Genomic DNA, 26,327 nt, shown 5'->3' with positions numbered 1-26,327 from the left:
ACGGGCGTTGTGCACGACGTCTGATGATATTGACAATGGATTAAGTCATGCATAAAAACACCGCATATCAGTCTGCAATTACCCATATTCTTGCCATTTTCGACGACAGGAATAAGAATCGCCTTGCGCAATACCACGCCCTGACCTTTCAGGCCGATAAGATTTGTTTACTGTATGCTGGCGACTACTCGCTTGTGCGCCGACGGGATGGATTGCTGTTAACGCGCTCAAGGGCACCGGGCATTACGGGTATGATCATGCCCGGGACGCCAGAGCAGTATGTTATTCTGCATGCAGACAGTGACTGCGACTATCGACTGGTCAGCAATAAAGACTTTTTTAGCAGAATTGATGAGTTGAAAGCACATCAGGACATGTATACGCTTCTGCTGGCGCAGGTTACGCGACAGCAGGAGCGCGAGGAGTTGCTGTTGGGCGGCAGCAGCATGGTTTGCGTGCAGGGTGCTATCCTGCTGCTTAGTCGCCTTGAGCCGGATATGCTTGCCAGTATAAACGTCGCTAACTTTGTCATTAAAATGACAAACTTGTCGCGCAGTATTGTGATGAAGTCAGTGGCCTTTCTGCGTGAGGAAAACGCGATTGAAATGAGCAAGGGCAAACTGGTGAGGGTCAATTATCTTCCTGACATCCCGTAGAAATACCGGCGGCTTTGCGCCGCCGGGTGTAACCGTCTTAGTCTGCCTTAGAAAATCGTAAATGGCGCGATAACCATAAATTTCACGTCGCGCTCATCCTGGAAAATATTGCCATAACCGCCGCCATAGCTCGGAATATCCGAATGATTATCATATTCGGTGAAGTGAAGTTTAAACATGGTTCCCTTAGCCCGGCCCTCCTGAAGAGTATAAACGGCATCCAGGCTATAAGAGGACTCTTCGATAGTGCGATCTTTATCATACCAGGCATCCGGATTTAATTGCCAGGTCGCAGGCTTCGCATCCCAGGCATAAACCCAGGATGCTCCTACGTTCCAGCCTGGCAGATCCCAGTTTTTGAGATCGTACATTGCACCTAAGAAAACGGCTTTTTCGCCGTTGGCGTTAAAGTCTGAACGGTTATCCCACCAGATATCGAGGCGGCCGTTAGATGAGGCGTAAGTGGGTGTCATACGCTGGAGAAAATAACCCTGCTGACCATTAGCTTTAACCCAGGTGCCCTCAAGACGTAAATCCACCACCTCTGCGGGTTTATAACCAAACGTCAGCGCCTGTAGCCAGGCCGTGCCGTCATAGATATCGTTGGTACTATGATCGTCAACTTTGTCACGAGCAGCATAAAACTGGTAGCTGGTGGTGAACGGACTTCCGGCAATATCAAATTTATAACTGGCTTTAGCAAAATACTGATCGATATAGTTTTCAGCCTGACCAAATGCGGCCTCAAGCACAACGTCGTTTTTGAAATCGTATTTGGCCCCGATAGAATGTAAATAGTCGACCCGGGTTTTTTGATCATTCTGATAAAAATGATCCATCTCGATGTGCCACGGCGACTTATAGTCGTTAGTCCACATATAGGAGAAGCTAAGTGCACCGGCATCGCCATAATCAAAATTCGCCCCTGCCTCAGCGCCCTGATAGGTTCCCGGCATAAAGCTCCAGTGCGGAGCCAGCAGCGTTTGCCCTGTCGGCTGAATATATCCCGCCCGCGCCCACATTGGTCCATATTTGAATTTCGCCGCCGCTTTATACAGGCTTACGCCGCTTTTATCACCGGACCATTTTTCATCGTAGGCTTTATTGCTTTTAGAAAAGGCAATTTCATTGGGATGGGCACTGTCGCCGTTCTCGGCCATTTCAACTGCCGTAAAAGCAGCAATATCAAGGCCAAACATATCAGCAGCATACCCGGACTGAAAATCAAGATTCGCATTCCAGGTCGCATGAGAAAGGTTAACTTTATATTTGTCGTTATCGGTGACATCTTTACGATCGCGCTCACGCTGCCAGTAATAAATACCGCCCGTAAGCGTTGAATCGTCGATAAATCCTTCAGCTTTAGCCTGCGGAGAGGCTATCCAGCCAGACATTGCGATGACGCCGGCAATAGCCAGCGCCAGCGTACTACGTTTGCCACTGAACGTACGCATGGGGTGATCCTCTTTGACTTTAAAACGCCGACAAACGCGGCGATAAAAATAAAATTTAAAAAGTAACCAGCAAAAATGTGACTGACTACTGAGAAACAGAGTATTTTTCGCGACGCGAATTATCAATCTTTTTTGACGGGCAAAATGCAGGATTATGATGGAGCGCACATATTTCATTGTATTTTGTAACAATTACAAAATAGAAATTTAGCGCGATTAATGAGGATTAATAGCAGAAAAACAGATGATGAGTGATATTAATTGACTTCCGGTGAGGGACATTAATTCGCGTCACGAATATATAGATATTGATGATATTTCGCCATGACAGCCAAAAATAAACGCCGCACATGGCGGCATTTATTAACCAGCAGATTGAGATTACTCGCCGATTTTTGCCCAGGTATCACGCAGGCCAACGGTGCGGTTAAACACCAGATTGTCCGCAGTCGCATAGCGACTATCAAGACAGAAGTAACCTTCGCGTTCGAACTGATACGCTTTACCGGCTTCCGCCTCTTTTAAGCTTTGCTCAGCAAAGCCGTGTTTGATGACCAGAGATTCAGGATTAATGACGGAAAGGAAATCCTCTGCCGCACCGGGGTTTGCAATACTGAACAGACGATCGTACAAACGAATTTCAACCGGCAAGGCATGTGTTGCGCTCACCCAGTGGATCACACCTTTAACTTTGCGCCCATCCGCCGGATCTTTGCTTAACGTGTCAGCATCATAAGTGCAGATGATAGTGGTGATATTACCTTCCGCATCTTTTTCCACGCGTTCAGCTTTGATCACATAAGCATTGCGCAGGCGAACTTCTTTACCCAGCACCAGACGTTTATACTGCTTATTGGCTTCTTCGCGGAAATCAGCGCGATCGATCCAGATTTCGCCGCTAAACGGAACTTCACGCGTCCCCATTTCCGGGTTGCCCGGATGGTTCGGCATGGTCACCATTTCGCTCTCGCCCTGCGGGTAGTTTTCGATAACCAGTTTTACCGGATCGATAACGGCCATGGCGCGCGGCGCATTTTCGTTTAAATCTTCACGAATGCAGGATTCAAGCGACGCCATTTCAATGGTGTTGTCCTGTTTGGTCACGCCAATACGTTTGCAGAACTCACGGATGGACGCCGAGGTATAGCCGCGACGGCGCAGACCAGAAATGGTCGGCATACGCGGATCGTCCCAGCCCTCTACGTGCTTGTCAGCGACCAGCAGATTCAGCTTACGCTTGGACATCACGGTATATTCCAGATTCAGGCGCGAAAATTCGTACTGACGCGGATGAACCGCAATAGTGATGTTATCGAGCACCCAGTCATACAGACGGCGGTTATCCTGAAACTCAAGTGTACACAGCGAGTGCGTAATGCCTTCCAGCGCATCGCTGATACAGTGGGTAAAGTCGTACATCGGGTAGATGCACCATTTGCTGCCCGTCTGATGATGGTCGGCAAACTTAATGCGATAAATAACCGGGTCGCGCATTACAATAAAAGGTGACGCCATATCGATTTTGGCACGCAGGCAGGCCTTACCTTCTTCAAACCCACCGCTGCGCATTTTTTCAAATAGCGCGAGGTTTTCTTCAACGCTGCGATCGCGATACGGGCTATTTTTACCTGGTGCTTTCAGCGTACCGCGGTATTCGCGGATTTCATCGGCAGACAGCTCGTCAACATAGGCCAGACCTTTATTGATAAGCTCAATGGCATACTGATGCAACTGGTCAAAATAATTTGAGGAGTAGCAAATATCACCCGACCAGTGAAAACCTAACCACTGCACATCGTTTTTGATTGACTCGACGTATTCGATATCTTCTTTCGCCGGGTTAGTATCATCGAAACGCAGGTTGCACTGGCCCTGGTAATCCTGAGCAATACCGAAGTTCAGGCAAATAGATTTAGCATGCCCAATGTGCAGGTAGCCATTCGGCTCCGGCGGAAAACGGGTATGAACGGTGGCGTGCTTACCACTGGATAAATCTTCATCAATAATTTGACGAATAAAGTTCGTCGGGCGGGCTTCTGCCTCACTCATCACGGGTTCCTCAACGCGTAAACAACATATAACGGCATATGATCTTATAAGCCAGTCCCGGAGACAACTGTTTAGTTGCGGAAATTACGCTTTCGAAAAAATTCTGCGGCCGGGAGCCGTAAAAAAACGGCGGAAGTTGCCCCCCGCCGCTTAACGTTACTGCCAGAATGGATTAAAACTTATTTGCTTTTAATCTCATACAGCGGCGTTTGCCCTGCCACTACGCGATCGGTAGCCTGAATCACCAGTGCGCTGTAGTCATCGCTGTTGCTGCATACTACCGGACTTATCATGGAGCGCGCATTGGCATTAAGGTAGTCGAGATCCAGTTCCAGAACCGGTTGCCCTGCCACTACTTTTGCTCCTTCTTCAAGCAGGCGCGTGAATCCCTGACCTTTCAATGCCACGGTATCAATACCCATGTGAACGACGATTTCCGCGCCATTTTCCGTTTCCAGGCAGAATGCATGATTGGTATTGAAGATTTTAACGATAGTACCGGCAGCCGGTGCAACGACCGTTTTGTCCGTCGGTTTAACCGCCACGCCATCGCCCACCGCTTTGCTGGCGAAAGCTTCATCTGGCACATTTTCCAGCGCCACAATCTCACCGCTAATCGGTGAAACCAGTGCGGCAATCAGTTTGGCGTTCGGGACCGCCTGCGATTTTGCCGTAGCCGGGATAACGGTTGCCGGGGAGTCAGCGGTAGTCGCTGCGGGCACTGGGCCGCGTGCAACGATACGTTTCATCATATCGCCGACAGATTCGGCCTTCGCGCCCACAATGACCTGAATAGTTTGTTTATTCAATTTCACCACGCCGGAAGCACCCAGACGTTTGCACATGGCATCATTAACCTGCGCAGAATCCGCTACCGTCAGGCGCAGACGGGTAATACAGGCGTCAATGGCTTTCAGGTTATCCGTGCCGCCGACCGCCGCAATATAATTGGTTGCCAGCTGGGTTAAGCCCTCTTCAGTATTGCTGTTTACATCTTCTTTAACGGCATCAACGTCTTCATCTTCACGACCCGGCGTTTTCAGGTTGAACATGCGGATAACCGCGCTGAACACCACAAAGTAGATGACGAAGAAAATCAGGCCCATGACCACCAGCATCCAGACGTTGCTGCTGGCAGCTGGCAGGTTGTACATCAACGCATAGTCGATGGCACCGGCGGAGAACGAGAACCCGGCATGAATGTTAAGCAGAGTCGCCACAAACAGACTGATACCGGTCAACAGCGCATGCAGAAGGTACAGCAGCGGTGCCAGGAACATGAACAGGAATTCCAGCGGCTCGGTTACGCCGGTCAGGAATGCCGTAATCGCCACGGAGAGCAGCATACCGCCGACCATTGGACGACGCGCTTTCGGCGCAGCAAAATACATCGCCAGCGCTGCCCCCGGCAGACCAAACATCATGATTGGGAAGAAGCCGGACATGAACATCCCCGCCGTGCCATCACCCGCATAGAAACGGTTGATATCACCGTGGAAAATCGTTCCTGCCGCGTTGGTATATTCACCAATCTGGAACCAGGCAATGGTATTCAGCACCTGATGCAGACCGGTTGGGATCAGCAAACGGTTGATGAAACCAAAGATACCGGAACCCAGCGCGCCCGCAGAGACGATCCACTCGCCGCCAGCATGGATTGCATGTTGTACTGGTGGCCAGATGTAACCGAAAATAGCGGCCAGCACCAGACAGAAGAAACCTGTGGCGATAGGCACAAAACGCTTGCCGCCGAAGAAGCTCAGGAAGTCCGGCAGCTTAATACCGGCCCAGCGGTTATAAGATGCACCGCCTACCAGACCGGTAATAATACCGGCCAGCACGCCCATATTAATTTCCGGATTGATAGTTACCATTGCTTTGGTTAATACGAAATAACCCACTGCCCCTGCCAGTGCTGCTGAGCCTGCATTGTCTTTAGACCAGCTGGAGGCGACACCGATGGCAAAAATCAAGGCCAGGTTGTCAAAAATTGCACCGCCTGCCTGGGCAATAAACGGCACATTAAGCAAATCGGGTTGCCCGAAGCGCAACAGCAATGCTGCTACCGGAAGTACAGCGATAGGGAGCTGTAACGCCCTACCCAGTCGCTGAAAAAAGCCTAAAAAATTCATTGTCATTCCCCCTGTGAAACCTGGATAAGGCGTGTTTTGAACAGCCTTTTTATTGTGAAACAGATTCTATATCACCGATTTCATTGATACCGAATATGATTCTCTGCAAAATTAATTCGTATCGCAAATTAAATCCGTGTTTTTTGTGATTATGGTCACCATATATTGCATAAAAAAGGCGATTGAGCTGGTCACATGACAAAACTTATTTTATCATTCAAAAAATGGAAGCGGATTAACCCCCGATCAGTGACAAAGTGCATTACTCTTATCACTGCACAGACGCTCAATCTGCACACTTTTTTCTTATACTTTAGAGGTGAATAATGAGACTGATTCCACTGGCGACTGCAGAACAGGTCGGAAAATGGGCGGCACGCCATATCGTTAACCGCATCAACGCCTTCAAACCGACTGCGGATCGTCCATTCATTCTTGGTCTGCCTACCGGCGGCACCCCGTTGACCGCGTATAAAGCGCTGGTTGAAATGCATAAAGCAGGCGAAGTGAGCTTTAAAAACGTCGTCACCTTTAACATGGATGAATACGTTGGCCTGCCGAAAGAGCATCCGGAAAGCTACTACAGCTTTATGCACCATAACTTTTTCGACCACGTTGATATTCCGGCAGAAAACATTAACCTGCTGAATGGTAACGCGCCAGACATCGACGCAGAATGCCGCCGTTACGAAGATAAAATCCGTTCTTACGGTAAAATTCACCTGTTTATGGGCGGCGTAGGTAACGATGGTCACATCGCCTTTAACGAACCGGCGTCGTCTTTAGCGTCTCGCACGCGTATTAAAACGCTGACGCACGACACGCGCGTGGCAAACTCTCGCTTCTTTGATAATGACGTGAATCAGGTGCCTAAATATGCCCTGACCGTTGGCGTCGGTACCCTGCTCGATGCAGAAGAAGTAATGATCCTGGTACTGGGCGGAGTCAAAGCGCAGGCGCTGCAGGCGGCCGTTGAAGGCAATGTTAACCATATGTGGACAATCAGCTGCCTGCAACTGCACCCGAAAGCCGTAGTGGTGTGTGACGAGCCATCTACCATGGAACTGAAAGTGAAGACGCTGAAATACTTTAACGAGCTGGAAGCCGAGAATATTAAAGGGCTGTAATAGAAAACCGTCCTGGAGCACTCTGCAGGACGGTAAATATTTACCACCGGGGGTCGACATGTATGCATTAACTCACGGCCGGATTTATACCGGTCACGAAATCCTTGATGACCATGCGATTATTATCGCTAATGGGCTGATCGAACGTCTTTGTCCGCTTGCAGAGCTGCCTGCGGGGATTGAACAGCGGCCGCTGGACGGCGCCATCCTCTCCCCCGGTTTTATCGATGTTCAGTTAAACGGCTGCGGCGGCGTACAGTTTAACGATACGGCCGAAGCGGTCAGTACAGAAACACTTGAAATCATGCAGCATGCGAATGAAAAATCGGGCTGCACCAGCTATTTACCCACGTTAATTACCACCAGCGACGCGTTAATGAAGCAGGGTGTGCGGGTGATGCGCGACTATCTGACCCGGCATCCGCATCAGGCGCTGGGTCTGCATCTGGAAGGACCGTGGCTGAACCTTATCAAAAAAGGCACCCATAACCCGCAATTCGTTCGTATGCCGGATGCGGAACTGGTTGATTTTCTGTGTGACAACGCTGACGTCATTACTAAAATCACCCTGGCACCGGAGCAGGTCGAACCTGAGGTTATTACCAGACTCGCCGCAGCAGGCATTGTCATTTCCGCTGGTCATTCAAACGCAACGGCAAAAGAAGCAAAACGCGGCTTTCGTGCCGGGATCACGTTCGCCACCCATCTTTATAACGCTATGCCGTATATCAGCGGCCGTGAGCCGGGGCTAATTGGCGCTGTTTTTGATGAGCCGGATGTCTGGTGTGGCATTATTGCTGACGGACATCACGTTGATTATGTAAATATTCGTAACGCAAAGCGTCTGAAAGGCGATAAACTTTGCCTGGTAACGGATGCAACAGCCCCAGCCGGAGCAAATATTGACCAGTTTATTTTCGCAGGTAAAACAATATACTATCGCAATGGGCTATGTGTAGACGAAAACGGCACGCTGAGCGGTTCGTCGCTTACCATGATTGAAGGTGTTCGCAACTTAGTTGAGCACGTTAATCTGCCGCTGGATGAAGCGCTGCGTATGGCTACGCTGTATCCGGCACGCGCCATTGGCGTAGACAAGCAGCTGGGCAGTATTGCGCCGGGCATGGTGGCCAACCTGACCGCATTCACGCGCGATTACAACATTATCAAGACCATCGTTAACGGTAACGAGGTCGTCAACGGGTAAAGAAAAAGTATGACATCAGGCGGACTAGCTCAGATAGGGAATGTTGACCTCGTTAAACAGCTCAACGGTGCGGCTGTCTACCGCCTGATTGATCAGCACGGGCCTATCTCGCGCATTCAGATTGCCGAGCAGAGTCAGCTCGCGCCTGCCAGCGTGACCAAAATCACGCGTCAGCTTATTGAGCGTGGCTTGATCAAAGAAGTTGACCAGCAGGCCTCCACCGGAGGCCGCCGCGCCATCTCTATCGTGACGGAAACCCGTCAATTTCATGCCATTGGCGTCCGTCTGGGCCGCTATGACACCACGCTTACCCTTTACGATCTGAGCAGTAAAGTGCTGGCTGAAGAGCACTATCCCCTGCCTGAACGCACACAGGAGGCGCTGGAAGAAGCCCTCCTTAATACTATTGCTCATTTTATTGATGCTTCGCAGCGTAAGATACGTGAACTGATTGCCATTTCAGTGATCCTCCCCGGACTGGTCGATCCGGAAAGCGGCGTTATTCGCTATATGCCGCACATTCAGGTTGAAAACTGGTCGCTGGTAGACGCGCTGGAAAAACGTTTTGGCGTCACCTGCTTTGTGGGGCACGATATTCGGAGCCTTGCCCTGGCCGAACACTACTTTGGTGCCAGCCAGGACTGTGCGGATTCGATTCTGGTGCGCGTACATCGCGGCACCGGCGCGGGGATCATCTCCAACGGACGCATTTTTATTGGCCGAAACGGTAACGTCGGCGAGATTGGTCACATTCAGGTTGACCCGCTGGGCGAGCGCTGCCACTGCGGTAATTTTGGCTGTCTGGAAACCATTGCCGCCAATGCCGCTATTGAACAACGTCTGCGCCAGCTGCTGGAAAAAGGTCATCAGAGTCGCCTGAAGCCCGATGAATGTAATATTAAAAGTATCTGCAAAGCGGCAAATAAAGGTGATGTGCTGGCAAGCGAAGTGATTGAGCATGTAGGCCGTCATCTGGGGAAAACCATTGCAATTGCTATCAATCTTTTTAATCCGCAAAAGGTGGTGATTGCCGGCGAAATTGTTGAGGCTGAGAAGATCCTGCTACCCGCCATCGAAAGCTGCATCAACACCCAGTCATTACAGGCGTTTCGTAAAAATTTACCGGTGGTCCGCTCGACGCTCGATCATCGATCCGCTATTGGTGCCTTTGCACTGGTAAAACGTGCCATGCTAAACGGAATTTTACTGCAACATTTGTTGGAAAGTTAACGGCAACTTATAGTGTGGCCTCATTTTAAAACCGGGTTATCCATGACCATACAGAACATCATTTGCGATATTGACGGCGTGCTGATGCACGATAACGTTGCTGTACCGGGTGCAGCTGAGTTTTTGACCCGCATCCTGGAAAAAGGCATGCCGCTGGTACTCCTGACCAACTATCCTTCGCAGACAGGGCAAGATCTGGCAAATCGTTTTGCCACCGCAGGTGTAAACGTACCGGATAGCGTGTTTTACACGTCGGCGATGGCAACTGCTGATTTCTTGCGTAAACAAGAAGGTAAAAAAGCTTACGTCGTCGGTGAAGGCGCATTAATTCACGAATTGTATAAAGCCGGCTTTACCATTACCGATGTTAACCCGGACTTTGTCATCGTCGGTGAAACCCGGTCTTATAACTGGGAGATGATGCATAAAGCGGCTTTTTTCGTGGCTAACGGCGCGCGGTTTATCGCTACCAACCCGGACACCCACGGTCGGGGTTTTTACCCTGCCTGCGGCGCGCTCTGCGCGGGTATCGAGAAAATTTCCGGACGCAGGCCTTTCTACGTTGGCAAACCCAGCCCGTGGATCATCCGTGCCGCACTAAACAAAATGCAGGCGCACTCTGAACAAACCGTGATTGTCGGCGATAACTTACGCACCGATATTCTGGCTGGTTTTCAGGCCGGGCTGGAAACAATCCTGGTACTGTCTGGCGTATCAACCATTGACGACATTGATAATATGCCCTTCAGGCCGACGTGGATTTATCCCTCCGTGGCGGAAATCGATGTCTTTTGACCACACCACGTCTTCGGACGTGGTTTTTTATTGCTGTGCATCAAAAAACGGCATTCAATAAAAACGCCTTAAAAATGCATATCCGCTAATATATTCCTGTTTATGACATCGTTTTTTCATCATTCTCTAATCCGTATTGAATTCTTCACTACCCACTCGCCAAAACGCTTGCGCCCCGCTCTGCTTTGCGGCATTTTCAATATCAAGCAACATCACAGGGTTAACGGAGAAGGTTATGTGTTCTATTTTTGGCGTACTGGATATCAAAACTGACGCGGGTGAGCTGCGTAAAAAAGCGCTGGAGTTATCACGGCTGATGCGCCATCGCGGCCCGGACTGGTCCGGCGTTTACGCAACCGATAAAGCCATTCTCGCACATGAGCGTCTGTCTATTGTCGACGTTAACGCCGGTGCCCAGCCGCTCTATAACGATAAAAAAACCCATGCGCTGGCCGTTAACGGTGAGATTTATAACCATCAGGCACTGCGGGCGGAGTATGGCGACCGCTATCAGTTCCAGACCGGCTCCGACTGTGAAGTGATCCTCGCGCTGTATCAGGAGAAAGGTCCCGAGTTTCTTGATGAACTTGAGGGGATGTTCGCTTTCGTCCTGTATGACAGTGAAAAAGATGCCTGGCTGATTGGCCGCGATCATATCGGCATTATTCCGCTGTATATGGGCCACGATGTTCATGGCAACCTTTATATTGCTTCAGAAATGAAAGCGCTGGTGCCGGTCTGCCGCACGATCAAAGAGTTTCCTGCAGGCAGCTACCTGTGGAGTCAGGACGGTGAAATCCGCTCCTACTATCAGCGCGACTGGTTTAGCTACGACGCGGTTAAAGACAACGTAACGGACAAAAACGCCCTGCGCCAGGCGCTGGAAGAGTCGGTAAAAAGCCATCTGATGTCCGATGTACCTTATGGCGTGCTGCTCTCTGGCGGTCTTGATTCATCCGTTATCTCCGCCATTACCAAGAAATTTGCCGCGCGTCGGGTAGAGGATCAGGAGCGCTCCGAGGCCTGGTGGCCACAGCTGCACTCTTTTGCCGTCGGTCTTGAAGGCGCGCCGGATCTCAAAGCCGCGCAGGAAGTGGCAAATCACCTGGGCACCGTCCACCACGAAATTCACTTCACCGTACAGGAAGGTCTGGATGCGATTCGTGATGTGATTTACCACATTGAAACCTACGATGTGACGACTATCCGCGCCTCGACGCCGATGTACCTGATGTCGCGCAAAATTAAAGCGATGGGCATTAAAATGGTGCTTTCTGGTGAAGGCTCTGATGAAGTATTTGGCGGATATCTCTATTTCCACAAAGCGCCGGATGCAAAAGAATTACATGAAGAAACGGTGCGTAAGCTGCAAGCCCTGCATATGTTTGACTGCGCCCGCGCAAACAAAGCAATGTCGGCCTGGGGAGTAGAAGCTCGCGTTCCCTTCCTGGATAAGAAATTCCTTGATGTGGCAATGCGTATCAACCCGCAGGATAAAATGTGCGGCAACGGTAAAATGGAAAAACATATCCTGCGCGAGTGTTTCGAATCCTATTTACCGGCGAGCGTCGCATGGCGTCAGAAAGAGCAGTTCTCTGATGGCGTGGGGTACAGCTGGATCGACACGCTAAAAGAAGTGGCGGCAGAACAGGTTACCGATCAACAACTGGAAACCGCAAGCTTCCGTTTCCCTTACAACACGCCGTCGTCAAAAGAAGCGTATTTGTATCGTGAAATTTTTGAAGAACTGTTCCCGGTGGCCAGCGCAGCAGAATGCGTACCCGGCGGTCCGTCAGTTGCCTGTTCTTCTGCGAAAGCGATTGAGTGGGATGAGACATTCAAAACAATGAACGATCCGTCAGGACGCGCCGTTGGCGTTCATCAGTCAGCCTATAAATAAGCCGGACTGATAATGGGCGGGTCTTACGAGGCCCGCTTTTGTTTTAAGCATCCAATCCATATCCCTTTTTTGATCGTTGCTGAATATTACGTCACGCTGTTCGTAACCTAACCAAACAGTCACTTTCAGGCAAATTTCAGTGAAAAAGGTGTTGACGCTTAACAGCCCAATACGCATAATGCGCCCCGCAACGCCGATAAGGTAATGTAAAAAAAAGAGGCTACGTAGCTCAGTTGGTTAGAGCACATCACTCATAATGATGGGGTCACAGGTTCGAATCCCGTCGTAGCCACCATCTTTTTTTTTGCGGGAGTGGCGAAATTGGTAGACGCACCAGATTTAGGTTCTGGCGCCGCAAGGTGTGCGAGTTCAAGTCTCGCCTCCCGCACCATTTCCTCTACGCGCTGCACGGATGGGGTATCGCCAAGCGGTAAGGCACCGGTTTTTGATACCGGCATTCCCTGGTTCGAATCCAGGTACCCCAGCCATATTTTTTTGATGCATGCGGTTCACCGCGTCAGGCATTGGGGTATCGCCAAGCGGTAAGGCACCGGTTTTTGATACCGGCATACCCTGGTTCGAATCCAGGTACCCCAGCCATCAAAAAATATGATAGTATCTGGCTACGTAGCTCAGTTGGTTAGAGCACATCACTCATAATGATGGGGTCACAGGTTCGAATCCCGTCGTAGCCACCAGTTAAAGGATGTAGTGGGTTTAACCCGTTATTTCCGCAAAAATTGTTGGGGTATCGCCAAGTGGTAAGGCTCTGGTTTCTGATACCAGCATTCCGAGGTTCGAATCCTCGTACCCCAGCCAATTTAAAAAGACGTTCATCGTGATGAACGCACCTGTCGGAGTCATGTCCGGCAAAAGAAAGTAGCAGTACACTGTTGGGGTATCGCCAAGTGGTAAGGCTCTGGTTTCTGATACCAGCATTCCGAGGTTCGAATCCTCGTACCCCAGCCACATAAAACAAAAAAGCTCGCTTCGGCGGGCTTTTTTGTTTTCTAAGCGCGTAACAACAGCTCGTTTACCCGATGGCGGCATCGCCTTAGCTGGCCTGAAACGTCTGCATTTCGCATCTGGATCCAGGCCCGTACAAACATAGTCTTTATAGCCCCAGCGCATATTTCAGCGCCTGCTGCTTAAGCACGCCTGCGCGCTGGGCTGCCATTAGTCCCACGTTACGCAGGATGCGCAGCGGCGCCAGATCGTTACTGAAACCGGCATAAAACAGATCCATTCCGGATTGCATAATGGCGTTATCCGCCATGCGGCGCAGTTGATAGCGCTTAAGCACCTGATGACTCCACCACGTCTCGCCGTAGCCGCGCGCGTTCGCCAGCACGTCCAGTAGCGCATCCACATCGCGATAGCCGAGGTTAACGCCCTGCCCCGCCAGCGGATGGATGGTATGGGCCGCATCACCGACCAGCGCAAGCCCGGGCTGCGCATATTTCAGGGCATGACGACGCGTCAGCGGGAATGCGCCTGCGGCAACCGGCGTAACGTTACCGAGCCGCTGCGGGAAATGTTGCGCGATTTCACGCCCAAGCTGCGGCATATTTAACGTCTGTAGCTGACGAATACGGGCCGGGGAGTCATACCACACCAGCGAGGCCCAGCGATCGAACAGCGGCAGAAAAGCGCGCGGCCCGGCGGCGGTAAACTGCTGCCAGGTACTGTCGCCTGGCGCATTCTCACACTGCACCGAGATAAGCATACATGCCTGGCGATAATCCCATGCGTGAATGCCAATGCCCGCCATCTGTCGCACCTGAGAGTTTGCGCCGTCTGCACCCACCACCAGCTTCACCGACAGCGTTTCGCCATTATCAAGGGTCAGCCGTTGCTCATCGCCGTCGCGGCGCAAAGAGGTTATGCTGGCAGGCACGCGCAGCGTAATCTGCGGATGCGCCTCCAGCGCCTGCCATAATGCCCGCTGGAGGACGTTATTTTCCACCATATACCCCAGCTGCGGCAATTTCAGCCCGGCCGCATCGAAGGTCACGTGCGCGCTTTCCCACTCCCACGTTTCAAGACGGCGATAAGAATGCGCCCGCATATTCTCAACCGCATCCCAGACGTTAAGGCTGCGCAGCAACGACACTGAAGCGGCGCTGACTGCCGAGATGCGGATATCAGGCTTTGCTCCGGCATCAAAGGCGGGTGGCGCAGCGCGCTCAATAACCGTGACGTTGAAACCGTGCTGAGCCAGCCCCAGCGCCAGCGCGCCGCCGACCATGCCACCGCCAATAACCGCAACTTCACCCGCTTGATTTTTCATGGCACCTGTCCTTTTGAGAGAATCCCTTCAGTTTACAGGATTTTCGCTTTTATTTGCCCGGAAGATGAACTATGGTCACAACCGCGCCAAAGCATTACAATACGCGCCCTGCATTCCTGGTCCTATTTCGCAAGAGCAAGTCGATGACAAAAAAACTCCACATTAAAACCTGGGGCTGTCAGATGAATGAATATGATTCATCAAAGATGGCCGATCTGCTGGATGCCACACATGGCTACCAACTCACTGAAGTAGCGGAAGAAGCTGATGTGCTGCTTCTCAACACCTGCTCAATTCGCGAGAAGGCTCAGGAGAAGGTCTTCCATCAGTTGGGTCGCTGGAGATTATTAAAGGAAAAAAATCCGGACCTGATCATTGGCGTTGGCGGCTGCGTGGCATCGCAGGAAGGCGATCATATTCGTCAGCGGGCGAACTACGTTGATATTATTTTTGGTCCACAAACGCTGCACCGTCTGCCGGAAATGATCAACTCCGTACGCGGCGATCGTAGCCCGGTGGTCGATATCAGCTTCCCGGAAATCGAAAAATTCGATCGCCTGCCGGAGCCTCGCGCCGATGGCCCGACCGCCTTCGTCTCAATTATGGAAGGCTGCAACAAATACTGTACTTACTGCGTGGTGCCCTACACGCGCGGTGAGGAAGTCAGCCGTCCGTGTGACGATATCCTGTTTGAAATTGCCCAGCTGGCAGCACAAGGCGTGCGCGAAGTGAACCTGCTTGGCCAGAACGTCAACGCCTGGCGCGGTGAGAACTACGACGGTACGCCAGGCTCGTTTGCCGAGCTGCTGCGTCTGGTTGCCGCCATCGACGGGATTGACCGCGTGCGCTTTACCACCAGCCACCCAATTGAATTTACTGACGACATCATCGAGGTCTATCGCGATACGCCGGAGCTGGTTAGCTTCCTGCATCTGCCGGTTCAGAGCGGCTCCGATCGTGTGCTGAACCTGATGAGCCGTACCCATACTGCGCTTGAGTACAAAGCGATTATCCGCAAGCTGCATGCGGCACGCCCGGATATCCAGGTTAGCTCGGATTTTATCGTTGGCTTCCCGGGTGAAACCACCGATGATTTCGAAAAAACCATGAAGCTGATTGCCGATGTTAATTTTGACATGAGCTACAGCTTTATCTTCTCCGCCCGTCCTGGAACACCTGCCGCCGATATGGTTGACGATGTTCCGGATGAAGAGAAGAAGCAGCGTCTGTATATCCTCCAGGATCGTATCAACCAGCAGGCGATGGCCTGGAGCCGTCGTATGCTCGGCACTACCCAGCGTATCCTGGTCGAAGGCACCTCGCGTAAAAGTATTATGGAGCTGTCGGGCCGGACCGAGAATAACCGCGTGGTCAATTTCGAAGGCGCACCGGAGATGATCGGCAAGTTTGTCGACGTTGAAATCACCGATGTCTATCCGAACTCGCTGCGCGGTAAACTGGTACGTACCGAAGAAGAAATGGGCCTGCGCATCAATGAATCCCCGGCTTCGGTGATCGCCCGTACCCGTAAAGAAAATGAGATTGGCGTCGGTCTTTACCAGCCTTAATCTCTGCTGGCCTGCCTTCGGGCGGGCCTTGTTTTCCCTCGCTCTGGCCCCCATAGTCATCTCATAGCTTGCGCCTTTTTCTGCAAGGTTAATAATGTCGTTATCATCCATGCAATCCGCCCGATCCCTGCTGTTAACAGGCGATCCGGCTATAACGGTAAATGAGGAACAGTTTGAATACAGAATCCCGTGAAATTACCCTTGAACCCGCCGATAACGCCCGTCTGCTTAGCCTTTGCGGACCGTTTGATGACAATATCAAACATCTGGAGCGCCGACTGGGTATCGAAATCAGCCGTCATGATTACCACTTTACGCTGACCGGTCGTGCAATTTCCGTTAATGCCGCCGCCGACATCCTGCGTACGCTGTATGTCGATACTGCGCCGATGCGCGGACAGATTCAGGATATCGCGCCGGAACAGATCCATCTTGCTATCAAAGAAGCACGCGTGCTGGAACAAAGCGCCGAAAGTGTACCGGATTACGGTAAGGCGATTCATATCAAAACGAAGCGCGGCGTAATCAAGCCACGTACGCCGAATCAGGCGCAGTACATCGCCAATATTCTTGACCACGACATTACCTTTGGTGTCGGCCCGGCCGGTACGGGTAAAACGTATCTGGCAGTCGCCGCAGCGGTAGATGCGCTTGAGCGCCAGGAAATTCGCCGTATTCTGTTGACTCGTCCGGCGGTGGAGGCTGGTGAAAAACTCGGCTTCCTGCCGGGCGATCTCAGCCAGAAAGTCGATCCGTATCTGCGCCCGCTGTATGACGCGCTGTTCGAAATGCTCGGCTTCGAAAAAGTTGAGAAGTTGATGGAGCGTAACGTGATTGAAGTTGCGCCGCTGGCCTATATGCGCGGCCGTACGCTGAACGATGCCTTTATTATTCTTGATGAAAGCCAGAACACCACCATCGAACAGATGAAAATGTTCCTGACCCGTATTGGTTTTAATTCCAAAGCGGTGATCACCGGCGATATTACGCAGGTCGATTTGCCGCGCAGTACCAAATCCGGGCTGCGTCATGCTATCGAAGTCCTGGCTAACGTCGATGAAATCAGCTTTAACTTTTTCCATAGCGAGGACGTGGTGCGCCATCCGGTGGTTGCCCGTATCGTCACCGCCTATGAAGCCTGGGAAGAGGCCGACCAGAAGCGTCGGGCAGAACAGGCTGAAGAACGCAAGCGCGACGCGCAGGAGCAAAAATGAGTGCGGTGATCCTCGATCTTCAACTGGCCTGCGAAAATAATGCCGGTTTGCCGGAAGAGCATCAGTTTCAGACATGGCTGGATGCCGTTGTTCCACAATTTCAGGAAGAATCAGAGGTTACGATCCGTCTGGTTGATGAGGCTGAAAGTCACAACCTTAACCTGACCTATCGCGGCAAAGACAAGTCGACTAACGTGCTCTCTTTTCCTTTCGAAGCGCCACCGGGCATTGAAATGCCTCTGCTGGGCGATTTGATCATCTGCCGACAGGTGGTTGAACAGGAAGCAAAAGAGCAGGAGAAACCGCTTGAAGCACACTGGGCGCATATGGTCATTCACGGCAGTCTGCATCTGCTGGGCTACGACCATATCGACGATGATGAAGCGGAAGAAATGGAGTCCCTCGAAACAGAGATAATGCTTGCTCTGGGCTACGAGGACCCGTACATTGCCGAGAAGGAATAACGTGTGCGCCAGTTTACTGGCGCAGCGGTACAACGCCCGGCGCTGAGGTGACGCGCCGTGGTAACTTATTAACTCACATGAGAACCCATACGACGCCATGAGCGACGACAATTCACACAGTAGTGACACGATAAATAGCAAAAAGGGATTTTTCTCCCTGTTATTAAGCCAACTCTTCCACGGCGAACCGAAAAACCGTGACGAGCTGCTGGCGCTGATCCGTGATTCCGGGCAGAACGAGCTTATCGATGAAGATACGCGCGACATGCTCGAAGGAGTAATGGATATTGCCGACCAGCGCGTCCGCGATATCATGATCCCCCGCTCGCAAATGGTCACGCTGAAACGCAATCAGACCCTGGACGAATGCCTTGATGTCATCATCGAATCCGCCCACTCGCGTTTCCCGGTTATTAGCGAAGATAAGGATCACGTTGAAGGGATTTTGATGGCTAAAGATTTGCTGCCGTTCATGCGCAGCGATGCCGAAGCCTTCAGCATGGAAAAAGTGTTACGTCAGGCGGTGGTTGTCCCTGAAAGCAAACGGGTCGACCGGATGCTCAAGGAGTTCCGTTCTCAGCGTTACCATATGGCGATTGTCATCGACGAGTTTGGCGGCGTTTCAGGCCTGGTGACGATCGAAGATATTCTCGAACTGATTGTCGGTGAAATTGAAGACGAGTATGACGAAGAAGATGATATCGACTTCCGTCAGCTGAGCCGCCACACCTGGACGCTGCGCGCCCTGGCCTCGATTGAAGATTTCAATGAAACCTTCGGCACCCATTTTAGCGATGACGAAGTCGATACCATTGGTGGACTGGTGATGCAGGCATTTGGCCATCTTCCTGCCCGCGGTGAAACCATCGATATTGACGGCTATCAGTTTAAAGTCGCGATGGCCGACAGCCGCAGGGTCATTCAGGTACACGTCAAACTTCCGGACGATGCAGCGCAACCTAAACTGGACGAGTAATGTAAATGGCATTTGCTTCATTGTTTGAACGCCAGCGCGTACGTCTGCTGCTGGCGCTACTTTTGGGAGCCAGCGGAACGCTGGCTTTTTCTCCTTATGACATCTGGCCCGCCGCGTTAATTTCGCTGATGGGGCTTCAGGGTCTGACGCTTAATCGCCGCCCGCTACAGGCGGCGGCAATCGGGTTTGCCTGGGGCTTTGGCCTGTTCGGCACCGGCATTAACTGGGTGTATGTCAGTATTGCGCAGTTCGGTGGCATGCCTGGCCCGGTAAATGTCTTCCTGGTGGTATTGCTCGCCGCCTACATGTCTCTTTACACCGGCCTTTTTGCCGGCCTTCTTGCGCGCCTGTGGCCCCGAACGCACTGGGTCCGCGTCGCTATTGCCGCGCCTGCCGTGTGGCAGATCAGCGAGTTCTTACGCGGCTGGGTACTGACCGGTTTCCCGTGGCTACAGTTTGGCTACAGCCAGATTGACGGGCCGCTAAAAGGCATGGCCCCCGTCATGGGTGTGGAGGCCATCAACTTCCTGCTGATGGTGGTCAGTGGTCTTCTGGTGCTGGCCATCGCCACCCGCCGCTGGCAACCGCTGGTCGCCGCGCTCGTACTGTTTGCCCTTCCCATCCCGCTGCGTTATCTCCAGTGGTATCAGCCTGAGCCGGAAAAGACGACCCAAATCTCAATGGTTCAGGGCAATATTCCACAGTCGCTAAAATGGGACGAAGGTCAGCTTGCCGACACCTTAAAGGTGTATATCGATGCGACAAAACCGCTGATGGGCAAGTCTTCGCTGATTATCTGGCCGGAGTCGGCCATTACCGATCTGGAAATCAATCAGCAGCCTTTATTGGGTGAAATGGACGGAATGCTGCGTCAGGCGGGCAGTTCGCTGATTACCGGCATTGTCGATGCCCGACTGAATCAGCAGAATCGCTACGATACCTACAACACTATCATCACCCTGGGTAAAGGCTCGCCGTACAGCTACAACTCTGCCGATCGCTACAATAAAAATCATCTGGTGCCGTTTGGCGAGTTTGTGCCGCTGGAAACGATCCTGCGTCCGCTGGCACCGTTCTTCGATCTGCCGATGTCCTCTTTCAGCCGTGGCCCCTATGTTCAGCCGCCGCTGTCAGTGAATGGCTATAAACTGACGGCCGCCATCTGCTATGAAATTATTCTCGGTGAGCAGGTGCGGGATAACTTCCGTGCACAGAATGATTTCCTGCTGACCATCTCCAATGATGCGTGGTTCGGTAAATCAATCGGCCCGTGGCAGCATTTCCAGATGGCGCGGATGCGTGCGCTGGAACTGGCCCGTCCGTTGTTACGCAGTACCAACAATGGGATTACGGCGGTGATTGGCGCGGACGGCAACGTTCAGGCAATGATCCCGCAGTTTAGCCGCCAGGTGTTGACCGCCAGCGTCACGCCCACCACCGGCCTGACGCCTTACGCACGGACCGGTCACTGGCCGCTGTGGGTCCTTACCGCGCTGTTTGGTTTTGGCGCACTGGTGATGAGTTTGCGCCAGCGTCGTACATAATCGACTTTCTGCCTGCAATGCCCGGCGGCTTATGGTTGCCGGGCCTGTAACGTCTGCCCCTGCATTACACATTCTCCGCCACTTCTGGCACATCCTTTGCTTAATATCTCAGGCTGGCTGCAAAAAGGTCGTCAGGTATAACCCGGTCGCACTAGTTTAGCGCACCGGTAGCACCCTGAACGTGCAAGCCCCTATTTTTGCCTCCAAATGGTGCGGAGTACTTCGCAAAAATAAACAATATCGCAGCAAAATCTTTACATTAAGCCAGACTAAATGTTAACAAATAGCCATAACACTGCACGCTTAAGTTGCAGGACAACACAACACTCACAATGGGTATCAATAGCGTCCCGGCGCTGACGATAAAAAGGAGTTGGATATGCAATTACGTAAACTGGCCACGGCAATGCTGGTAATGGGCGTCTCAGCGGGCGTGGTCCACGCAGAGGATGCCGCGCCGGCGGCGGGCAGTACGCTGGATAAAATCGCTAAAAACGGCGTTATCGTTGTTGGCCATCGTGAATCTTCCGTCCCGTTCTCCTACTATGATAACCAGCAGAAAGTGGTCGGTTATTCTCAGGATTACTCAAATGCCATTGTTGAAGCGGTCAAGAAAAAGCTTAACAAACCAGATCTACAAGTGAAGCTTATCCCTATCACCTCCCAGAACCGTATTCCGCTGCTGCAAAATGGCACCTTCGATTTTGAATGCGGCTCTACCACTAATAACCTTGAGCGGCAGAAACAGGCTGCCTTCTCCGATACTATCTTTGTCGTCGGCACCCGTCTGTTGGCTAAAAAAGGCGGCAATGTTAAAGATTTTGCAGACCTGAAAGGTAAAGCGGTTGTGGTTACCTCAGGCACCACCTCAGAAGTGCTGCTGCATAAGCTCAACGAAGAACAGAAAATGGATATGCGCATCATCAGCGCCAAAGATCACGGTGACTCCTTCCGTACCCTGGAAAGCGGTCGCGCCGTGGCCTTTATGATGGATGATGCCCTGCTGGCGGGCGAACGTGCCAAAGCCAAAAAACCGGACAACTGGGAAATCGTTGGCAAACCGCAATCTCAGGAAGCCTACGGCTGTATGCTGCGTAAAGACGATGCGCAATTTAAAAAGCTGATGGATGACACCATTGCCCAGGCGCAGACTTCAGGCGAAGCCGAAAAATGGTTTGATAAATGGTTTAAAAATCCTATCCCACCGAAAAACCTGAATATGAACTTTGCCCTCTCTGACGAGATGAAAGCCCTGTTCAAAGAGCCGAATGACAAAGCGTTAAACTAATTAAAAAGAACCAGGGGCAGGATTGCCTGCCCTCTCGATTGCTGAACAGCATGGACAGACTATACGTCGGGGGGTCGTTCCCCACCTGACGCGAAAACCGCAGTACGCTGTTCACCGATCTTCGAGGGTAGCGCTGCTACCCTTTTTTTCTGGAGTAGATGTATGTCCATAGACTGGAACTGGGGTATTTTTTTACAGCAGGCCCCTTTCGGTAACACGACGTATCTGGGCTGGCTGTGGAACGGCTTCCAGGTCACCGTTGCGTTATCGATTACCGCCTGGATCATTGCCTTTTTAGTCGGTTCGCTGTTTGGCATTTTGCGCACCGTACCCAACCGTTTTCTCTCCGCCATCGGCACCCTGTACGTCGAACTGTTTCGTAACGTTCCGCTGATCGTACAGTTTTTTACATGGTATCTGGTTATTCCGGAACTGCTGCCCGAAGATATCGGCATGTGGTTTAAAGCCGAACTGGACCCCAACATTCAATTCTTCCTCTCTTCCATGATTTGCCTTGGTCTGTTCACCGCCGCGCGCGTCTGCGAGCAGGTGCGGGCAGCAATTCAGTCGCTGCCGCGCGGGCAGAAAAATGCGGCGCTGGCAATGGGGCTGACCCTGCCGCAGGCCTATCGCTATGTGCTGCTGCCTAACGCTTACCGGGTGATCGTTCCGCCAATGACGTCGGAAATGATGAATCTGGTGAAAAACTCCGCCATCGCATCGACCATTGGGCTGGTTGATATGGCGGCTCAGGCGGGTAAATTGCTGGATTACTCCGCACATGCCTGGGAATCGTTTACGGCTATCACCCTTGCCTATGTCTTAATCAATGCCTTCATCATGCTGGTGATGAGTCTGGTGGAACGTAAAATCCGCCTGCCTGGCAACCTGGGAGGCAAATAATGTACGAATTTGACTGGAGTTCTATTATCCCCTCCCTGCCGTATCTGATGGCCGGGCTGGTGATCACTCTGAAAATCACGGTGACTGCCGTGGTCATCGGGATTGTCTGGGGCACCCTGCTGGCGGTGATGCGCTTGTCAAGCTTTGCTCCGATAGCCTGGTTTGCTAAAGCATACGTCAACGTATTTCGTTCTATTCCGCTGGTAATGGTGCTGTTATGGTTTTACCTGATTGTGCCGGGCTTTCTGCAAAATGTGCTGGGGCTGTCGCCTAAAGCCGATATTCGACTGATCTCCGCCATGGTCGCCTTTTCGATGTTTGAAGCGGCCTACTACTCCGAAATCATCCGCGCCGGGATCCAGAGCATTTCTCGCGGTCAGTCGAGTGCCGCGCTGGCGCTGGGGATGACTCACTGGCAGTCGATGAAGCTGATTATTTTGCCGCAGGCGTTTCGTGCCATGGTGCCGCTGCTGCTGACTCAGGGCATCGTGTTGTTTCAGGATACATCGCTGGTTTACGTATTAAGCCTCGCGGACTTCTTCCGCACCGCGTCTACTATCGGTGAGCGTGACGGTACGCAGGTCGAAATGATCCTGTTTGCCGGTTTGGTCTATTTTGTTATCAGCCTGAGTGCTTCGTTGCTGGTCAGCTATTTGAAGAAAAGGACAGTATCATGATTTCCCTGAAAAATGTTTCTAAATGGTATGGTCACTTTCAGGTGCTGACCGACTGCTCAACTGAGGTGAAAAAAGGGGAAGTGGTCGTGGTGTGCGGCCCTTCAGGTTCCGGTAAATCGACGCTGATTAAAACGGTTAACGGCCTGGAGCCAGTACAGAAAGGCGATATTACCGTTAACGGTACCAAAGTGAATGATAAGAAAACCAACCTTGCCGAGCTACGCTCGCACGTAGGGATGGTTTTCCAGCATTTTGAGCTATTCCCGCATCTGTCGATTATTGAAAACCTGACTTTGGCGCAGGTAAAAGTGCTTAAGCGTAATAAAGCCGCCGCACGCGAAAAAGGGCTAAAATTGCTGGAACGTGTTGGTCTTTCTGCCCACGCCAATAAATTCCCGGCTCAGCTTTCCGGCGGTCAGCAGCAGCGTGTCGCGATTGCCCGCGCGCTGTGCATGGATCCTGTCGCCATGCTGTTTGACGAGCCAACTTCGGCACTGGATCCGGAGATGATTAATGAAGTGCTGGATGTCATGGTCGAGCTGGCCAACGAAGGCATGACCATGATGGTAGTAACCCACGAGATGGGGTTTGCACGTAAAGTGGCGCATCGGGTTATTTTTATGGATGAAGGCAAAATTGTTGAAGATTCGGCAAAAGAAGACTTCTTTGCCAATCCGCAATCCGATCGGGCAAAAGATTTCCTCGCCAAAATTCTGCATTAATCTTTTCGGCGCGCATCATAGTATGCGCGCCGCATCACGCTTTTTCTCGCTGATTCTCGTTTACAGGGCCACATAACGTTAACCTTGTCACCCACTTATGTGCATAAGGAAAATGAAATGCGCCATCCCATCATTATTGATTGCGATCCGGGTCACGACGACGCCATCGCGATTGTCCTCGCCCTCGCATCGCCTGAACTGGAGGTAAAAGCCATTACCTCTTCTGCCGGCAATCAGACGCCCGATAAAACATTACGCAATGTCCTGCGGATGCTGACACTGGCAGACCGTACGGATATTCCGGTTGCCGGCGGCGCTGCTAAACCGCTGATGCGCGATCTGATCATTGCTGATAACGTCCACGGTGAAAGCGGTCTGGACGGTCCTAAACTGCCTGAACCGACCTTTGCACCACAGGACTGTACGGCGGTGGAACTGATGGCAAAAATACTCCGTGAGAGCGAAATCCCTGTGACGCTCGTCGCCACCGGTCCACAGACCAATGTCGCCCTACTGCTTAACGGCTATCCTCAGTTACACTCTAAAATCGACCGTATTGTGATTATGGGGGGGTCCATGTCGCTGGGTAACTGGACGCCTGCTGCCGAGTTTAATATTTACGTCGATCCTGAAGCCGCCGGGATAGTCTTTCAGTCCGGTATTCCCGTGGTGATGGCCGGTCTGGACGTTACTCACAAAGCGCAAATTCATGAGGCTGATATCGAACGCTTTCGTGCGATTGGCAATCCGGTTTCTACCGTTGTCGCTGAGTTGCTTGATTTCTTCCTGCGCTATCATAAAGACGAAAAATGGGGTTTTACCGGCGCACCACTGCACGATCCCTGTACCATTGCCTGGCTGCTCAAACCAGAAATCTTTACCACTCTGGAACGCTGGGTCGGGGTTGAAACGCAGGGGAAATATACTCAGGGTATGACGGTAGTGGATTATTATTTCCTGACCGGTAATAAACCGAATGCGCAGGTGATGGTAGATATTGATCGCGAGGCGTTTGTTAATTTGCTGGCGGAACGCTTGAATTATTACGCCTGAATAACATAATACAGAATAAGAAAACGGCTCCCGATTACTCAGCGCTATTGAATAATCGGGTGCAGGTAAAACATGGTATTACTTTAGCGTTAATAATGTCTGATTGATGACTTGCGTTGCTGGCTCTTCTTTTACTTCGTCATATATCGCCTGAGTGACGTTCACGTGACCGGGCTGTTGAGGATCGCGTTTTACCAGATCGGCTGCTGTCGCGGTTTCCTGTAAATTAATATTCATAGAGAAACCGGGGAGAGTCTTGATCCACTGATTTTGCTGGATGTCATAGACATACACCACGCGCATGGCGCTAGTCCACCACTCCGGGAACACGACAGCCCGGTCGCGACCGCTGTCATCCAGGCCCGCAAGCGTCTCTATTGCTCCCGCCAGGCATTGCGATATGTTAACCGGCTTAATGTGGGGATCGCTGTTCCACAGTGTGCAGTCACAATCGCTGTCCGGAGTACACGCGCTGCCGGTACGCGGATTGGCATCACTCATCCAGGCATAGCTGATATGCGTGCCGTCAAACTTTCCTTTGGCAACGCCCGTCTCGTCATTTTTATGTTGATTACGGCGGGTAATTGCATCTGTTTCGCTGACAATACGCCAGCCTGCGGCCTTTTTTTGCAGTTGTAACTCTGCTGGATAATTTTTTTCGTTATCAGTATCTACTCCGGCACGCTTAACAAAGCGCACGAGAACGCGGTCATCATTCTCACCTGTCGGCTGAATATTCAGCGTACTGACGATACTCTGCCGATAATCTTTATTTTTTGCCAGAAATTCCCGATCGCTGGCAATAACCTGCTGTGCAGGCAGCACCTTACCAAACCAGTCGACCTGGTCTGCATAAAGAGACTGCGGCTGGGCACCTTGCACCCGGTTCAGCACATTATTCCAGCGATCAACCAGAACATTAATTTGCTGTTCATCGGACACGGTTAAATTTAGATCGGCGTGAGCAAAGAGAGGCCCAAAGGAAAGTAAAACCGCCAACACGTGGCGGTTAAAAGAGATACGACGTTTGTTCATGATGTTTAATCCCTGTCGAGTTGATTAGCCATACGCGATAAAT

21 protein-coding genes and 7 tRNA genes are annotated in these 26,327 nt (G+C 51.6%); 23 read left to right on the top strand and 5 right to left on the bottom strand.

Annotated elements, in window-relative coordinates; genetic code table 11:
* Window positions 1-47: 47 nt before the first annotated feature.
* Window positions 48-656, top strand: coding sequence for a helix-turn-helix domain-containing protein (locus tag AC791_RS08535; RefSeq protein ID WP_049840036.1), 609 nt, complete (start codon window positions 48-50; stop codon window positions 654-656).
* Between the two features lie 47 nt (window positions 657-703).
* Here AC791_RS08535 and chiP read toward each other — a convergent pair whose 3' ends face one another.
* The 3 genes from chiP to nagE form a co-directional block, all read right to left on the bottom strand.
* Window positions 704-2,110 (bottom strand): chitoporin ChiP, encoded by a 1,407-nt coding sequence (gene chiP / locus AC791_RS08530; protein ID WP_049840035.1) that lies wholly within the window; start codon window positions 2,108-2,110, stop codon window positions 704-706.
* Window positions 2,111-2,491: 381 nt separating this feature from the next.
* Window positions 2,492-4,159 carry a glutamine--tRNA ligase gene (gene glnS, locus AC791_RS08525; RefSeq protein ID WP_049840034.1) on the bottom strand — a complete coding sequence of 556 codons (1,668 nt, stop codon included), beginning with the start codon at window positions 4,157-4,159 and terminating at the stop codon, window positions 2,492-2,494.
* Between the two features lie 179 nt (window positions 4,160-4,338).
* Window positions 4,339-6,291 carry a PTS N-acetyl glucosamine transporter subunit IIABC gene (nagE, locus tag AC791_RS08520; protein WP_049840033.1) on the bottom strand — a complete coding sequence of 651 codons (1,953 nt, stop codon included), beginning with the start codon at window positions 6,289-6,291 and terminating at the stop codon, window positions 4,339-4,341.
* Window positions 6,292-6,617: 326 nt separating this feature from the next.
* On the opposite strand from nagE, the gene nagB reads away from it, so the two are divergent.
* The 12 genes from nagB to AC791_RS08455 all read left to right on the top strand — a co-directional run bounded on the left by nagB (window position 6,618) and on the right by AC791_RS08455 (window position 13,519).
* Window positions 6,618-7,418 carry a glucosamine-6-phosphate deaminase gene (gene nagB, locus AC791_RS08515; RefSeq protein WP_049840032.1) on the top strand — a complete coding sequence of 267 codons (801 nt, stop codon included), beginning with the start codon at window positions 6,618-6,620 and terminating at the stop codon, window positions 7,416-7,418.
* A 58-nt stretch (window positions 7,419-7,476) separates the two neighbouring features.
* The gene (gene nagA, locus AC791_RS08510; RefSeq protein ID WP_049840031.1) at window positions 7,477-8,625 is read left to right on the top strand and encodes an N-acetylglucosamine-6-phosphate deacetylase; all 1,149 of its coding nucleotides are present in this window, start codon (window positions 7,477-7,479) and stop codon (window positions 8,623-8,625) included.
* 9 nt (window positions 8,626-8,634) lie between these two features.
* Complete coding sequence (gene nagC, locus AC791_RS08505) at window positions 8,635-9,855, top strand: DNA-binding transcriptional regulator NagC (RefSeq protein ID WP_049840030.1); 1,221 nt, start codon at window positions 8,635-8,637, stop codon at window positions 9,853-9,855.
* A 42-nt stretch (window positions 9,856-9,897) separates the two neighbouring features.
* Window positions 9,898-10,650, top strand: a complete 753-nt coding sequence (locus AC791_RS08500) for an HAD-IIA family hydrolase (RefSeq protein ID WP_049840029.1) — start codon at window positions 9,898-9,900, stop codon at window positions 10,648-10,650.
* A gap of 235 nt (window positions 10,651-10,885) precedes the next feature.
* On the top strand, window positions 10,886-12,550 hold the full coding sequence (gene asnB / locus AC791_RS08495; protein ID WP_049840028.1) for an asparagine synthase B: 1,665 nt from the start codon (window positions 10,886-10,888) through the stop codon (window positions 12,548-12,550).
* Between the two features lie 218 nt (window positions 12,551-12,768).
* Window positions 12,769-12,845 (top strand) — tRNA-Met (locus AC791_RS08485).
* Window positions 12,846-12,856: 11 nt separating this feature from the next.
* Window positions 12,857-12,941, top strand: a tRNA-Leu gene (locus AC791_RS08480).
* Between the two features lie 22 nt (window positions 12,942-12,963).
* Window positions 12,964-13,038 (top strand) — tRNA-Gln (locus tag AC791_RS08475).
* A gap of 37 nt (window positions 13,039-13,075) precedes the next feature.
* Window positions 13,076-13,150: transfer RNA gene (locus tag AC791_RS08470), tRNA-Gln, on the top strand.
* Between the two features lie 21 nt (window positions 13,151-13,171).
* Window positions 13,172-13,248, top strand: a tRNA-Met gene (locus AC791_RS08465).
* A gap of 46 nt (window positions 13,249-13,294) precedes the next feature.
* A tRNA-Gln gene (locus AC791_RS08460) sits at window positions 13,295-13,369 on the top strand.
* A gap of 75 nt (window positions 13,370-13,444) precedes the next feature.
* A tRNA-Gln gene (locus AC791_RS08455) sits at window positions 13,445-13,519 on the top strand.
* A 145-nt stretch (window positions 13,520-13,664) separates the two neighbouring features.
* On the opposite strand, the gene ubiF is transcribed toward AC791_RS08455, so the two are convergent.
* The gene (gene ubiF / locus AC791_RS08450) at window positions 13,665-14,840 is read right to left on the bottom strand and encodes a 3-demethoxyubiquinol 3-hydroxylase (protein WP_049840026.1); all 1,176 of its coding nucleotides are present in this window, start codon (window positions 14,838-14,840) and stop codon (window positions 13,665-13,667) included.
* A gap of 143 nt (window positions 14,841-14,983) precedes the next feature.
* Between ubiF and miaB the strand changes: the two genes are divergently transcribed.
* From miaB to rihA, 10 genes are all read left to right on the top strand, one after another.
* Window positions 14,984-16,408 (top strand): tRNA (N6-isopentenyl adenosine(37)-C2)-methylthiotransferase MiaB, encoded by a 1,425-nt coding sequence (gene miaB, locus AC791_RS08445; protein ID WP_049841572.1) that lies wholly within the window; start codon window positions 14,984-14,986, stop codon window positions 16,406-16,408.
* A gap of 173 nt (window positions 16,409-16,581) precedes the next feature.
* Complete coding sequence (locus AC791_RS08440; RefSeq protein ID WP_049840025.1) at window positions 16,582-17,622, top strand: PhoH family protein; 1,041 nt, start codon at window positions 16,582-16,584, stop codon at window positions 17,620-17,622.
* Window positions 17,619-18,086, top strand: coding sequence for an rRNA maturation RNase YbeY (gene ybeY / locus AC791_RS08435; RefSeq protein ID WP_049840024.1), 468 nt, complete (start codon window positions 17,619-17,621; stop codon window positions 18,084-18,086). Before AC791_RS08440 ends, ybeY begins: the two co-directional genes overlap by 4 nt.
* Before the next feature lie 97 nt (window positions 18,087-18,183).
* Window positions 18,184-19,062 (top strand): CNNM family magnesium/cobalt transport protein CorC, encoded by an 879-nt coding sequence (gene corC, locus AC791_RS08430; protein ID WP_049840023.1) that lies wholly within the window; start codon window positions 18,184-18,186, stop codon window positions 19,060-19,062.
* 5 nt (window positions 19,063-19,067) lie between these two features.
* A complete protein-coding gene (lnt, locus tag AC791_RS08425) occupies window positions 19,068-20,606 on the top strand; it encodes an apolipoprotein N-acyltransferase (protein WP_049840022.1) in 1,539 nt (512 codons plus the stop codon).
* A gap of 379 nt (window positions 20,607-20,985) precedes the next feature.
* Entirely contained in the window at window positions 20,986-21,894 is a 909-nt protein-coding gene (locus AC791_RS08420; protein ID WP_049840021.1) for an amino acid ABC transporter substrate-binding protein, read from the top strand.
* 162 nt (window positions 21,895-22,056) lie between these two features.
* Window positions 22,057-22,797: a glutamate/aspartate ABC transporter permease GltJ gene (gene gltJ, locus AC791_RS08415; RefSeq protein ID WP_049840020.1), complete on the top strand. Its 741-nt coding sequence runs from the start codon at window positions 22,057-22,059 to the stop codon at window positions 22,795-22,797.
* Window positions 22,797-23,474: a glutamate/aspartate ABC transporter permease GltK gene (gene gltK / locus AC791_RS08410; RefSeq protein WP_049840019.1), complete on the top strand. Its 678-nt coding sequence runs from the start codon at window positions 22,797-22,799 to the stop codon at window positions 23,472-23,474. Before gltJ ends, gltK begins: the two co-directional genes overlap by 1 nt.
* A complete protein-coding gene (locus AC791_RS08405) occupies window positions 23,471-24,196 on the top strand; it encodes an amino acid ABC transporter ATP-binding protein (protein ID WP_049840018.1) in 726 nt (241 codons plus the stop codon). The genes gltK and AC791_RS08405 overlap by 4 nt, the downstream gene beginning before the upstream one ends.
* A gap of 117 nt (window positions 24,197-24,313) precedes the next feature.
* A complete protein-coding gene (gene rihA, locus AC791_RS08400) occupies window positions 24,314-25,249 on the top strand; it encodes a pyrimidine-specific ribonucleoside hydrolase RihA (protein WP_049840017.1) in 936 nt (311 codons plus the stop codon).
* Between the two features lie 78 nt (window positions 25,250-25,327).
* Here the strand turns inward: rihA and AC791_RS08395 are convergent, their stop codons facing one another.
* Window positions 25,328-26,284, bottom strand: coding sequence for a hypothetical protein (locus AC791_RS08395; RefSeq protein ID WP_049840016.1), 957 nt, complete (start codon window positions 26,282-26,284; stop codon window positions 25,328-25,330).
* Window positions 26,285-26,327: the final 43 nt, after the last annotated feature.

This window comes from Klebsiella sp. RIT-PI-d, from assembly GCF_001187865.1.
In the GTDB taxonomy this organism is placed as follows: domain Bacteria; phylum Pseudomonadota; class Gammaproteobacteria; order Enterobacterales; family Enterobacteriaceae; genus Superficieibacter.
The sequence above is the reverse complement of the archived record's forward strand: the minus strand, read 5'-3'. Positions and strand labels throughout refer to the sequence as shown.